At 69.5% G+C, this 12981-nt stretch carries 12 protein-coding genes and 1 tRNA gene; 8 read left to right on the forward strand and 5 right to left on the reverse strand.

What is annotated here, in order from left to right:
- Positions 1-2 precede the first annotated feature (2 nt).
- On the forward strand, positions 3-185 hold the full coding sequence (locus ACWEEU_RS03295) for a helix-turn-helix domain-containing protein (protein ID WP_361778352.1): 183 nt from the start codon (positions 3-5) through the stop codon (positions 183-185).
- The gene (locus tag ACWEEU_RS03300) at positions 185-1354 is read left to right on the forward strand and encodes a tyrosine-type recombinase/integrase (protein WP_451727943.1); all 1170 of its coding nucleotides are present in this window, start codon (positions 185-187) and stop codon (positions 1352-1354) included. The genes ACWEEU_RS03295 and ACWEEU_RS03300 overlap by 1 nt, the downstream gene beginning before the upstream one ends.
- Positions 1355-1404: 50 nt before the next feature.
- On the opposite strand, the gene ACWEEU_RS03305 is transcribed toward ACWEEU_RS03300, so the two are convergent.
- A tRNA-Gly gene (locus ACWEEU_RS03305) sits at positions 1405-1478 on the reverse strand.
- Between the two features lie 259 nt (positions 1479-1737).
- Here ACWEEU_RS03305 and ACWEEU_RS03310 point away from each other — a divergent pair.
- The 3 genes from ACWEEU_RS03310 (at position 1738) to ACWEEU_RS03320 (ending at position 3129) form a co-directional block, all read left to right on the forward strand.
- The gene (locus ACWEEU_RS03310; RefSeq protein WP_199581872.1) at positions 1738-1908 is read left to right on the forward strand and encodes a hypothetical protein; all 171 of its coding nucleotides are present in this window, start codon (positions 1738-1740) and stop codon (positions 1906-1908) included.
- Between the two features lie 128 nt (positions 1909-2036).
- Positions 2037-2612, forward strand: coding sequence for a dCTP deaminase (gene dcd / locus ACWEEU_RS03315; RefSeq protein ID WP_201820314.1), 576 nt, complete (start codon positions 2037-2039; stop codon positions 2610-2612).
- Between the two features lie 7 nt (positions 2613-2619).
- Positions 2620-3129: a phosphoribosyltransferase gene (locus ACWEEU_RS03320; protein ID WP_385745737.1), complete on the forward strand. Its 510-nt coding sequence runs from the start codon at positions 2620-2622 to the stop codon at positions 3127-3129.
- Between the two features lie 55 nt (positions 3130-3184).
- Here ACWEEU_RS03320 and ACWEEU_RS03325 read toward each other — a convergent pair whose 3' ends face one another.
- The 3 genes from ACWEEU_RS03325 to ACWEEU_RS03335 form a co-directional block, all read right to left on the reverse strand.
- Positions 3185-3946: a hypothetical protein gene (locus ACWEEU_RS03325; RefSeq protein WP_385745735.1), complete on the reverse strand. Its 762-nt coding sequence runs from the start codon at positions 3944-3946 to the stop codon at positions 3185-3187.
- Positions 3947-4144: 198 nt separating this feature from the next.
- A complete protein-coding gene (locus ACWEEU_RS03330) occupies positions 4145-5098 on the reverse strand; it encodes a Yip1 family protein (RefSeq protein WP_451727948.1) in 954 nt (317 codons plus the stop codon).
- Between the two features lie 290 nt (positions 5099-5388).
- Entirely contained in the window at positions 5389-6873 is a 1485-nt protein-coding gene (locus ACWEEU_RS03335; RefSeq protein ID WP_385745731.1) for an FG-GAP and VCBS repeat-containing protein, read from the reverse strand.
- Between the two features lie 253 nt (positions 6874-7126).
- Here ACWEEU_RS03335 and ACWEEU_RS03340 point away from each other — a divergent pair, with 253 nt between their 5' ends.
- Entirely contained in the window at positions 7127-7459 is a 333-nt protein-coding gene (locus ACWEEU_RS03340; RefSeq protein ID WP_385750035.1) for an antibiotic biosynthesis monooxygenase family protein, read from the forward strand.
- Positions 7460-7539: 80 nt separating this feature from the next.
- On the opposite strand, the gene ACWEEU_RS03345 is transcribed toward ACWEEU_RS03340, so the two are convergent.
- Positions 7540-9822, reverse strand: a complete 2283-nt coding sequence (locus ACWEEU_RS03345) for a (Fe-S)-binding protein (protein ID WP_385750037.1) — start codon at positions 9820-9822, stop codon at positions 7540-7542.
- Positions 9823-10484: 662 nt separating this feature from the next.
- Here ACWEEU_RS03345 and dnaK point away from each other — a divergent pair.
- The gene (dnaK, locus tag ACWEEU_RS03350; protein WP_451727953.1) at positions 10485-12326 is read left to right on the forward strand and encodes a molecular chaperone DnaK; all 1842 of its coding nucleotides are present in this window, start codon (positions 10485-10487) and stop codon (positions 12324-12326) included.
- Positions 12323-12973, forward strand: coding sequence for a nucleotide exchange factor GrpE (gene grpE, locus ACWEEU_RS03355; protein WP_385750041.1), 651 nt, complete (start codon positions 12323-12325; stop codon positions 12971-12973). The genes dnaK and grpE overlap by 4 nt, the downstream gene beginning before the upstream one ends.
- Positions 12974-12981: the final 8 nt, after the last annotated feature.

Genomic DNA, 12981 nt, shown 5'->3' on the forward strand with positions numbered 1-12981 from the left:
CCATGGACCGATTGCTCACTGTGCGGGAGGTCGCTGACGTGCTCGGAGGCGAGCGCTACGTACGGCGCCTGATCGAGGAACGGCGGATCGAGTACGTCAAGGACCGCCGGAGGGTCTTCATCGCGGAATCGGTGGTCAAGCAGTACATCGCCTCGCGCACCGTCCCGGTGAGGAGGGCGGCCTGATGGCGAACAACAGGGGGCGGCGTCGCCGCTTCGGTGCGATCAGGCGGCTTCCCTCCGGCCGGTTCCAGGCCCGGTATCCCGGCCCGGATGGTGTGATGCGTCCGGCGCCTCGGACTTTCGCGACGATGTCCGAGGCGGACGACTGGCTTGCCGAGAAGCAAACGGAGGTCCGCAAGGGTGATTGGCGAGACCCTGAGGCAGGCGCGGTCAACTTCCGTGTCTTCGCCGACAAGTGGGTTGAGGATCGAGAACTCGGCGTCCTCACGGTCGACCTGTACCGCTACCTCCTCGACGCGCACCTCCTGCCGACCTTCGGTGACGACAACCTGGACGAGATCACCTCTCCCCGTGTTCGGGCCTGGCGTACAGAACGGCTCCGCACTGGCGCGAAGACCGCGACCGCGAAGGCGTATCGGCTGCTCAAGGCGGTCATGGAGACCGCAGTCGACGACGAGCTGATCCGTCGCAACCCCTGCCGGATCAAGGGCGCGGGGGCCGAGAAGGCGAAGGAACGCCCCATCGCGACCGTCGCCCAAGTCGATGCCCTGGCCGACGCCATCGGTGTGCGGTGGCGCCTCATGGTCTACCTCGGGGCGTACGGGCCGACCAGGCCGGAAGAGTTGGCGGGTCTCCGCCGCCGTGATGTCGATCTCGATGCTTTGAAGGTCACCATCCGGGTTGCCGAACCCGAGCGGACGAACGGGCGACGCGCCCCCGGCGAGACCAAGTCGGAAGCGGGCGTCCGCACGATCCATCTGCCATCGTTCCTTGAGCGGGAGGTGCGCTGGCACATGGAGTCGTTCGCGGAAGACGGGCCCGATGGGTTGGTCTTCGTCGGGGAGCGCGGTGCGCCCTTCCGTCGCAGCACCTTCGGCCGGTACTGGCGCAAGGCTCGCGCGGTGGTCGGGCTCCCGAGCAACTTCCGCTTCTACGATCTCCGGCACACGGGGCACACCCTCTCGACCCGTTCGGGCGCCACGCTCAAGGACACGATGACACGGGCCGGGCAGTCGTCCGAGAAGGCTGCGATGCGCTACCAGCACTCCGAGGATGCGCGGCAACAGGAGGTCGCGGGGATGCTCGACCGGAGCGTGCGGAAGGCTCGCCAGGCTGGGGCACGCAAGCCGAAGGATCAAGCTTCTGGCACGGATGTGGCACGCGACGACTGAGAGATGCCGAACAGCAAAAAGGCCCGGGTCGATGACCTGGGCCTTTGTCATGGAGCGGGTGACGAGAATCGAACTCGCGCTCTCAGCTTGGGAAGCTGATGTTCTACCATTAAACTACACCCGCGTAAGACGGACATATCGGCCGAATCGCAGCCGATGTCCGAACGCTCGCTCACTGTACCCCATCCCCCACCAGGGGTGCGGGGTGCTTGGCGTGTCGGGGGCTCAGGGCGGTACGGGAGTGCGGAGTTGGGGCGTACGGTGGGGCCTTCGGAGAGGGCTCGGGTGGGGCGGAGTGCCGCCTGGAGGGGCTTCCCGAGCATCCCGTAATGTGGCTTTTGTCGTCGGGGTTGATGGCCCGACGAGGCTCCTGGGGAAGGGACTTGAGGGACTTGATGGAACGCACCGTCGTCCGCTGCGTGGACGGCCACGTCTTCAGCACCACTTCGTTCCCGATGCAGCAGGCCGAGCGGCTCGGACCCGGCCGGCTCGTGCGGTGCCCGCGGTGCGCCCGGCTCCGCAGCGTCGTACCGGTCACGCTCGAGAAGCGGTAGCGGGCGGAGAACGGAAGAGTGACGCGCGCGGCCGTCCCCACCTCCGGGGGCGGCCGCGCTGCGTAGCCGCCCGTGCACGCGCTCGCCACGATTGTCCGCCCTCCGTACCCCTTGCGTATCCTCGGGACGTGCTTCTCTCAGACAAGGACATCCGGGCCGAGATCGACGCCGGGCGGGTGCGGATCGATCCCTACGACGAATCCATGGTGCAGCCGTCCAGCATCGACGTGCGGCTCGACCGCTACTTCCGGGTGTTCGAGAACCACCGGTACCCCCACATCGACCCCTCCGTCGAGCAGGCCGACCTCACCCGGCTGGTAGAGCCCGAGGGGGACGAGCCCTTCATCCTGCACCCCGGTGAGTTCGTGCTGGCCAGCACGTACGAGGTCATCACGCTCCCCGACGACCTCGCCTCCCGCCTGGAGGGCAAGAGCTCGCTGGGCCGCCTGGGCCTCGTCACGCACTCCACCGCCGGGTTCATCGACCCCGGCTTCAGCGGTCACGTGACGCTGGAGCTGTCCAACCTCGCCACCCTGCCGATCAAGCTCTGGCCCGGGATGAAGATCGGCCAGCTCTGCATGTTCCGGCTCAGCTCGCCGGCCGAGCACCCCTACGGCAGCGAGCGCTACGGCTCCCGGTACCAGGGCCAGCGCGGCCCGACCGCCTCGCGTTCCTACCTGAACTTCCATCGGACCCAGGTGTGAGGGCGATATGAGCGACGTACGGGAGAACCTGACCTACGAGCGCTTCGGCGAGGCCGTCCGCGAGCTGGCGCAGACCATCGCGGACGACGGCTACGAGCCGGACATCGTGCTGAGCATCGCCCGCGGCGGCGTCTTCGTGGCCGGCGGTCTCGCCTACGCCCTGGAGTGCAAGAACATCCACCTGGTCAACGTGGAGTTCTACACCGGCGTCGGCACCACCCTCGAGATGCCGGTCATGCTGGCGCCCGTCCCGAACGTCATCGACTTCTCCGACAAGAAGGTCCTGATCACCGACGACGTCGCCGACACCGGCAAGACGCTCAAGCTGGTGCGGGACTTCTGCCGGGAGACCGTCGCCGAGGTGCGCACCGCCGTCGTGTACGAGAAGCCGCACTCGCTCGTGAAGTGCGAGTACGTGTGGAAGCGCACCGACGCCTGGATCAACTTCCCGTGGAGCGTGCTGCCTCCGGTGCGCAGGCGGGGCGAGCCGGTGACGCCGTCCAAGGACGCCCTCTGATCCCGGCCGAGGACCGTCGGCCGTCCCGGGACCGCGTCACCCGCGTGCGGCTCGGTCAGGCGCGGCGCACCTTCACGCCGTTCGCCTCGAAGTCGTAGACGTCGTTGTTGATGCGCAGGCCGTCGACCGCGCCGGTCCACAGGTGGTCGCGGCCCTTGCCGACGGCCGCCGTGTAGATGAGCGGTGCCGCGCCGCCGTCGTTCAGCGATGCCTTGACCTGCGCGAACGTGCAGGGGGCGGCCTGGGTGCAGGCGGTCTCGCCGCCTGTCAGGTACCAGGTGCCGGTGGTGGTGGCGTCGAGGTAGCCGCTCCAGCGGTCGGTGGTGGTGACCGATCCGGGCACCCACACCAGCGTGGAGTAGGTGTCACCGGGGTGGGCCGCGACGTTCGGGTTGATCTCGAACTTGATGTTGGGCAGGTTCGCCGGGCCGCCGTACGAGACGTTCTCGCCGGTCTGGAACACGCGGAAGCCGACCTGGGTGAGGCCGAGCACCGGGTGGCCGTAGAAGTCGACCTCGTTGCCGAAGTCCACCTTCTCGCTGGGCGGGGTCAGCGAGGTGGAGTTGTCCGCCACCTCGATGCCGAGGCTGCCGGTGCCGAAGGGCGGACGGGCGGCCGCGCCGGTGACGCCGAACGAGCCGTAGGGGCCCTCCCGCAGCGCGGCCACCGGCGAGCCGATGGTGTTGCGGGTGATGACACCCCAGTGGTCCGCGCCGCCTCCGCCCCCGGTGCCGCCGGCGGCCGTGGCCGGTACCTGGAGGGCCGTGGCGGCGAGGGCGGACAGTGCGGCGATCGTGAGCGCCTTTGCGCGGGTCACGCCAAAGCGAGCGTTCACACTCACTCCCTGATTCGTCTCGAAGAAGAGGCACGCACCGGCTCCTCGGCCGGTGCGGCATCCTCAACGTATCGGGAGATAAAGGGGCATATCGGATCTGCATATGCCGGACGGGTGTATGCCATACGGGTATTTCCCGGGCGTGTGTCCGCGTGTCGGACCAGGTGTCCGGGTGTGGGACTAGAACGTGCCGAGCTTCACGATCGACAGCAGCGCGATGAGCTGGATCGCCGACGCGCCCAGCGCCTTCGGCCAGGGCAGGTCGTGGGAGCGGGACACCATCAGCGTGAGCAGGGCGCCCGCGCCGAGCCAGGTCGCCCAGCCGATCGCCTGGACGAAGCCCGCGTCGCCGCCCGCGAACATCGCGAAGACGAGCCGGGGCGCGTCCGTGAGCGACGTGATCAGCATCGACAGGCCGACGGTCGGCTGCCAGTTGCCGTTGCCGCCGAGCTGACGGGCCAGGGTGTGGGTGACCACGCTCAGCACGAAGATGCTGAGCACCATCGCGACGGCGGTGACCAGCACGATCGGGATGGCGTTGGTCAGCGTCGCGCCGATGGCGTCCGCGCGGGCGCCATCGAAGCCGAAGACGGCGAGCAGGCCGTAGAGGAAGGTGACGACGAGGGCGGGGCCCCACATCGTGTAGTCGCGCATACGCAGGAAGGTCTGGTTCGGGGACAGGACGATCCCCTTCAGCAGTTCCTTCCAGTGCAGCGGCGGCCCGATCGGGCCGGAGGGCTCGGCGGCACCGGCGTGGTAGGTCTCGCCCTGGGTGTAGCCCGCGGCGTCGTCGACCGAGAACGCCTGCGTGTGGCCCGGGTTGTCGGCGGCGTACGGGTCGTGCGGCGCGCGCGGCCCCGGGTGGTGGCCGACGTCGCCGAAGTACTCCGGGCCGTCGGCGGGCGGGCCCGGGTAGCCGTACGACGGGCCACCGGGGCCCGGCTGTCCCGGCCGGGGGTACGCCTGCTGCTGCGGGTACGCCGGGCCGCCCTGCGGGTAGCCGTACGACGGTCCCTGCTGTCCGTGGCGCGGGGCGGGTCCGCCGCCGTACGACGGGCCCTGCGGCGCCTGATGTCCCTGTCCCTGCGGGGAGCGATTGTCGTGGTCCCCGCGTCCGATCCTGAATCCAGCCACCCGTCGAACGTACCTGGTCCAGGGCGGTCGCGGGCCGGGCTCAGGGGGCTGGGACCGGCTTTGCGGCCGACCTGTGACATCCCCTAAGGGACCGTCAGGGGTCGGTCAGGGATGTGCCGGACGGGTGCGGGTCACGGGGCGATCTCCCAGCCGAAGCCGACCGCGCCCGCGACGGAGACGTCACGGGCGCCGATGAACCCGGCGGAGGCCGGCCGCGGTCGGGCCGGAGGCGGTGCCGCGCAGGGCCGTCACCGCACCGTGGCCGTCCTCCTCAGGCTTGGCCCTTCTCCTCAGTCCGCGAAGATGCCGCCCAGCTCGGGGGTGCCCGCGGTGGAGATGCCCACGTCACCGACGTTGACGAGGTGCGCGCCGGTCGCGGTGATCTTCGTGCCGTCGGAGGGCAGGTAGGTCAGCGAGCCGTTGCCGCCGTTCTCGTCCGAGCCGACGACCAGGTCGGCCTTGCCGTCGCCGTTGACGTCGTCGAGCTTGACGTCGAGACCGAAGTGGTCGGCCTTCTCGTCGCTGCCGGGGACGCCCGCGGTGCTCTGGGCGAGGGCCTGGCCGCCGGAGGTGGTGTTCACACCGCTCGCGGAGCCGTACAGGACGGTGACCTGGCCGGTGTCGGCGACGCCGCCGAGGTCCTCGAAGGGGCTGCCGATCGCGATGTCCTGGTAGCCGTCGCCGTTGACGTCGCCGAGGTCCAGGTCCCAGCCGAACTCGTCGCCCTTCTCGGAGCCGCCGGGGACGTTGCCGGTGTCCTGGTTGATCACGGTGGTCGAGGCGGGACCCGAGGCGGAGCCGTAGGTGATGTTGACGCGGCCGCCGGTGGAGGAGTCCGGGATGGGAGTGCCGTCGTCCAGCTTGCCCGCGTCCCAGCCGACACCGCTGACGATGTCGCCGTAGCCGTCGCCGTTGATGTCGCCGATGCCGGTGACGATGCCGGACTTCAGCGTCTTGACCGAGGACGAGGTCAGGCCGCTGCTGGTGCCGGGCAGCCAGTAGTTGGTGTTCCAGCCGTAGTCGCTGGAGTTCTCCCAGCCGTTGATCACGAGGTCGCTGCGGCCGTCGCCGTTCACGTCGCCCGCGGCGAGGTGCAGCGGGCCGTACGGGTAGTCGGAGGTGCCCTTCTGGATGGGCACCGTGAAGGTGGTACGGCTCGGGGCCGTGCCGGAGGCGTCGAGGCCGCCCCGGTAGAGGTAGAGAGTGTTGGACGTGCTGCCGACGACCAGGTCGGCCCTGCCGTCGCCGTCGAAGTCGCCGGAGGCGAGGGTCAGGCCCCAGCGGTCGTGCGAGCTGGGCGCGGGGTCGGCCAGGGTGACGCCCTTGCCGGTCAGACCGCTCTTGGAGCCCCACAGCAGGGCGACCGTGCCGCCGTTGGTGTCGGAGCCGACCTTCTCGCTGGGGGCGCCGACGGCGAGGTCGTCGTAGCCGTCGCCGTTGAAGTCGCCGTACGCCTCCGATTCCCCGAAGAGGTCGCCCGCTTCGGAAGTGCCGGGGACGCCCGCGGAGTTCTGGCTGAGGGTGACGTGCTTGGCGCCGGAGACGCCGGAGGCGCCGCCGTACACGACGGAGACCTGGCCGGCTGCCTTGAGGCCGCCGACGTAGGCGCCGGCCGCCTCGGTGGCGATGTCGCCGTAGCCGTCGCCGTTGAAGTCGGCGTGCGCGACCTTGACGGAGTCGGCGGCCGAGGCGGGTGCGGCGGCGAAGGTGAACAGACCGCCCGTCAGCGCGGCAGCGGTGGCCGTCGCGAGGGCGAGTCTGTGAGGTGCGTACATGCGGTTTCTCCTGCGGCATACAGGGGACGCCGGGTCGGGCATCCGCAGTCGAATGAGGCCGCCCGCCGCGCTCCCCCTCGGTCCGCCCGAGGGGGAGCGCGACGGTCGGCGATCAAGAGACCGGCGTGAAGGCGTAAGGGTTGTACTGGAGTTCGGGAAAATCTCGGTCTGCCGTGGCCTGTGGGTCCCGTGGGGTCGCCGTGACCCCGGTGTCGGGGGCGCGCCGCCGGGGCGGCGGGGGCAGGATGGGGGCATGAGCGTAGTCAAGATCAACGTACTGACCGTTCCCGCCGAGCAGCGGGAGGTGCTGGAGAAGCGGTTCGCCTCGCGGGCCCACACGGTGGAGAGCTCGGACGGCTTCGAGTGGTTCGAGCTGCTGCGGCCGGTCGAGGGGACCGACCAGTACCTCGTCTACACCCGCTGGCGCGACGACGCGGCCTTCCAGGCGTGGATGGAGGGCCCGATGAAGGCGGCCCACCAGGGGACCGGCGGCGGCGAGGGCGGCGAGAAGCACCGCCCCGCGGCGGCGGGCTCGACGCTGTGGTCGTTCGAGGTGGTGCAGCAGGCGGCGCCGAAGGAGGCGTAGCCCTTTCCCGCCGTCGGTGAGACGAACGGCGCCCCCGGCCAGCTGCTGGCCGGGGGCGCCGCCGCGTCGTCGTGCCGTTGCTACTTAACCGGCTCGGGCTCCGGCTCGTTGGCGGGCTCGTCGTCCTCGGACGGGTCCACCGGGGTCTTGACCGACTCCAGCAGGAGCTGGGCGACGTCCACGACCTTGATGGACTCCTTGGCCTTCCCGTCGTTCTTCTTGCCGTTGACCGAGTCGGTCAGCATCACCAGGCAGAACGGGCAGGCGGTGGAGACGATGTCCGGGTTGAGGGAGAGGGCCTCGTCGACGCGCTCGTTGTTGATGCGCTTGCCGATCCGCTCCTCCATCCACATCCGCGCGCCGCCGGCGCCGCAGCAGAAGCCGCGCTCCTTGTGGCGGTGCATCTCCTCGTTGCGCAGGCCGGGGACCTTGCCGATGATCTCGCGCGGGGGCGTGTAGATCTTGTTGTGGCGGCCCAGGTAGCAGGGGTCGTGGTACGTGATGAGGCCCTCGACCGGGGTGACCGGGATCAGCTTGCCCTCGTCCACCAGGTGCTGGAGCAGCTGGGTGTGGTGGATGACCTCGTAGTCGCCGCCGAGCTGCGGGTACTCGTTGCCGAGCGTGTTGAGGCAGTGCGGGCAGGTGGCGACGATCTTCTTGGCCGACCTGGGCTTCGCCGACTCGGGGATCACCTTGCCGTCGTCGTCCATCTCCTCGCCGAAGGCGGCGTTGAGGGACATGACGTTCTCCATGCCGAGCTCCTGGAACAGGGGCTCGTTGCCGAGACGGCGGGCGGAGTCACCGGTGCACTTCTCGTCGCCGCCCATGATGGCGAACTTGACGCCCGCGATGTGCAGCAGCTCCGCGAAGGCCTTGGTGGTCTTCTTGGCGCGGTCCTCCAGGGCGCCGGCGCAGCCGACCCAGTAGAGGTACTCGACCTCGGTCAGGTCCTCGATGTCCTTGCCGACGACCGGGACCTCGAAGTCGACCTCCTTGAGCCACTCCAGGCGCTGCTTCTTGGCCAGGCCCCAGGGGTTGCCCTTCTTCTCCAGGTTCTTGAGCATCGTGCCCGCCTCGGACGGGAACGCGGACTCGATCATCACCTGGTAGCGGCGCATGTCGACGATGTGGTCGACGTGCTCGATGTCGACGGGGCACTGCTCGACGCAGGCGCCGCAGGTGGTGCAGGACCACAGGACGTCGGGGTCGATGACGCCGTTCTCCTCGGCGGTGCCGATGAGCGGGCGCTCGGCCTCGGCGAGGGCGGCGGCGGGGACGTCCTTGAGCTGTTCCTCGCTCGCCTTCTCGTCGCCCTCCATGGTCTTGCCGCCGCCCGCGAGCAGGTACGGCGCCTTGGCGTGGGCGTGGTCGCGCAGGGACATGATGAGGAGCTTGGGGGAGAGCGGCTTGCCGGTGTTCCAGGCGGGGCACTGCGACTGGCAGCGGCCGCACTCGGTGCAGGTGGAGAAGTCCAGCAGGCCCTTCCAGGAGAACTGCTCGACCTGGGAGACGCCGAAGACGTCGTCGTCACCGGGGTCGGTGAAGTCGATCGGCTTGCCGCCGGAGGTCATCGGCTGGAGCGCGCCGAGGGCGGTGCCGCCGGTGGCCTCGCGCTTGAACCAGATGTTCGGGAACGCGAGGAAGCGGTGCCAGGCGACGCCCATGTTGGTGTTGAGCGAGACGACGATCATCCAGACGAACGAGGTCCCGATCTTGATCGTGGCGACCAGGTAGACCAGGTTCTGCAGGGTGGTCACGCTCAGCGTCTTGAACGCGAGGACCAGGGGATACGACGCGAAGTACGCCGCCTCGTAGTGGTCGACGTGGTGCAGGGCGCCCTCGAGGCCGCGCAGGGTGTAGATCGCGAGGCCGATGGTGAGGATGACGTACTCGACGAAGTACGCCTGGCCGGACTTGGAGCCCGCGAAGCGGGACTTGCGGCCGGGGCGGGACGGCAGGCTCATCAGCCGGATGGCCATGAGCACCAGGATGCCCAGGGTCGTCATCACACCGATGAACTCGATGTACAGCTCGAACGGCAGGAAGTCGCCGATCAGCGGCAGCGTCCAGTCGGCCTTGAAGAGCTGACCGAAGGCCTGCGCCAGGGTGGGCGGCAGCGTCAGGAAGCCGACGGCCACGAACCAGTGGGCGATGCCGACGATGCCCCACCGGTTCATCCGGGTGTGGCCGAGGAACTCCCGCACCAGGGTCACGCTGCGCTGGTACGGGTTGTCGGTCCGGGTCCCCGCGGGCACGGGCTGGCCCAGTTTGAAGTACCGGACGAACTGACCGATGGCGCGGGCCAGCAGCGCGACGCCGATCACGGTCAGGACCAGCGACACGATGATCGCGGCGAGTTGCATGAGGGGCTCCTGAGGCGGCCTCGAAATTACTAAGCGGTAACTTATGCAGTCCGTCTGAGACTACCCCCATCTTCCGCCGCGATGCAGCTGTCCGCGGGGTGACGTGGATCGCTGAGGCTAGCCTTTCCCTGCCCAGGGGGTTCGGCGGGACGGCGGTGAAATCCTCCCACTCGCGCCCGCGCGCGCGGGAAACGGTCCGACCCCGGCCGACTGGTACACCCGGGTGACAGGGCCGCCGCACGAGCGACCCCGGGTCCGCACCGGCATCCGGGCCACCCGGTGACCTCGACGCCGGCGCGCCAGGGCCGCACCCCGGCCCTGGCCGCACCGAGCCGCCGCCTCGACCGCCCGCGTCGTCTCGCGGCCGAACCCGTGGCCGGGCCGCCGCAGCCTCTCTCGCGTCCGGTTCCGGGGTCGCTCCGGGGCACCTGTGGCGGTCCCCATCGCCCCCCGTATCCACGCGCCTCGGGGAACACGCCCCCCAAGGGGCCCTCGCGGCGCCGTGCGACTGGGAAGATCGCCCCGACTTGCCCCCGCCCGAAGGGCGTTGCGTGTAGGGGCGAGATAAGAGTTGAGCCGGGTTCACTCATGTCTGTTGACTCAGCGGAGTGGGAGTGTCATGCTTGAGTCCGTTCCACTCAAGTCAGTTGGAGGAATCAACCATGGCACGTGCGGTCGGCATCGACCTGGGCACGACTAACTCCGTCGTCAGCGTTCTGGAGGGCGGCGAGCCCACCGTCATCACCAACGCCGAGGGTGCCCGGACCACGCCGTCCGTCGTCGCCTTCGCGAAGAACGGTGAGGTGCTCGTCGGCGAGGTCGCCAAGCGCCAGGCGGTCACGAACGTGGACCGGACCATCCGCTCGGTGAAGCGCCACATGGGCACCGACTGGAAGATCCAGCTGGACGGCAAGGACTTCAACCCCCAGCAGATCTCCGCGTTCATCCTGCAGAAGCTGAAGCGGGACGCCGAGGCCTACCTGGGCGAGAAGGTGACCGACGCGGTCATCACCGTCCCCGCGTACTTCAACGACTCCGAGCGTCAGGCGACGAAGGAGGCCGGCGAGATCGCCGGTCTGAACGTCCTGCGCATCGTCAACGAGCCGACCGCCGCCGCCCTGGCGTACGGCCTCGACAAGGACGACCAGACCATCCTCGTCTTCGACCTCGGTGGCGGCACCTTCGACGTGTCCCTCCTGGAGATCGGTGACGGCGTCGTCGAGGTGAAGGCCACCAACGGCGACAACCACCTCGGTGGCGACGACTGGGACCAGCGCGTCGTCGACTACCTGGTCCAGCAGTTCAAGGCCGGCCACGGTGTGGACCTCGCCAAGGACAAGATGGCCCTCCAGCGCCTCCGCGAGGCCGCCGAGAAGGCCAAGATCGAGCTGTCCTCGTCCTCCGAGACCTCGATCAACCTGCCCTACATCACGGCGTCCGCCGAGGGCCCGCTGCACCTGGACGAGAAGCTCACCCGCGCCCAGTTCCAGCAGCTGACCGCGGACCTGCTCGAGCGCTGCAAGACCCCGTTCTTCAACGTCATGAAGGACGCCGGCGTCTCCATCAACGAGATCGACCACGTCGTCCTCGTCGGTGGCTCCACCCGTATGCCCGCCGTCGCCGAGCTCGTCAAGGAGCTGACCGGCGGCAAGGACGCCAACAAGGGCGTGAACCCGGACGAGGTCGTCGCCATCGGCGCCGCGCTCCAGGCCGGTGTCCTCAAGGGCGAGGTCAAGGACGTCCTGCTCCTCGACGTCACCCCGCTGTCCCTCGGTATCGAGACCAAGGGCGGCATCATGACCAAGCTCATCGAGCGCAACACCACGATCCCGACCAAGCGGTCCGAGATCTTCACGACGGCCGAGGACAACCAGCCGTCCGTGCAGATCCAGGTCTACCAGGGCGAGCGCGAGATCGCGGCGTACAACAAGAAGCTCGGCATGTTCGAGCTGACCGGTCTGCCCCCGGCGCCGCGCGGCGTCCCGCAGATCGAGGTCGCCTTCGACATCGACGCCAACGGCATCATGCACGTGACCGCGAAGGACCTGGGCACGGGCAAGGAGCAGAAGATGACCGTCACCGGCGGCTCCTCGCTGCCGAAGGACGAGGTCGACCGTATGCGCCAGGAGGCCGAGCAGTACGCGGAGGAGGACCACCGCCGCCGCGAGGCCGCCGAGACCCGCAACCAGGGCGAGCAGCTCGTCTACCAGACCGAGAAGTTCCTCAAGGACAACGAGGACAAGGTCCCGGGCGAGATCAAGGCCGAGGTCGAGGGTGCCGTCGCCGAGCTGAAGGAGAAGCTCAAGGGCGAGGACAGCGCCGAGATCCGCACGGCCACCGAGAAGGTCGCGGCCGTCTCGCAGAAGCTCGGCCAGGCCATGTACGCCGACGCCCAGGGCGCCCAGGCCGCCGGCGGTTCCGCCGACGCCGGTGACGCCAAGGCCGACGACGACGTCGTGGACGCCGAGATCGTCGACGACGAGCGCAAGGACGGTGCCGCGTGACGGAGGAGACCCCGGGCTTCGAGGAGAAGCCCGACGTCCCCTCCGGCGCCACCCCCGACGACGCCGAGCCGAAGGCCGCCTCCTCCGAGGAGGCGGCCCCGGCCGGGGACGCAAGCCAGGACGCGGCCCTCGTGGCCCAGTTGGACCAGACGCGCACGGCGCTCGGCGAGCGCACGGCCGACCTCCAGCGCCTCCAGGCCGAGTTCCAGAACTACCGCCGCCGGGTCGAGCGCGACCGGGTCGCGGTCAAGGAGATCGCCATCGCGAACCTCCTGACCGAGCTCCTGCCCGTGCTCGACGACATCGGCCGCGCGCGGGAACACGGCGAGCTGGTCGGCGGCTTCAAGTCGGTCGCCGAGTCGCTGGAGACCGTGGCGGCCAAGATGGGCCTGATGCAGTTCGGCAAGGAGGGCGAGCCCTTCGACCCGACCGTCCACGAGGCCCTGATGCACTCCTACGCGCCGGACGTCACCGAGACGACCTGCGTGGCGATCCTCCAGCCCGGGTATCGCATCGGCGAGCGCACCATCCGCCCCGCGCGGGTGGCCGTGGCCGAGCCGCAGCCCGGCGCGCAGACCGTCAAGGCGGAGGACGCCGAGGAGAGCGCGGCGGACGACAAGGAGAACGGTGGCCCGGAGGAGGGCTGACGTAATCA

Source organism: Streptomyces sp. NPDC005004, from assembly GCF_053600675.1.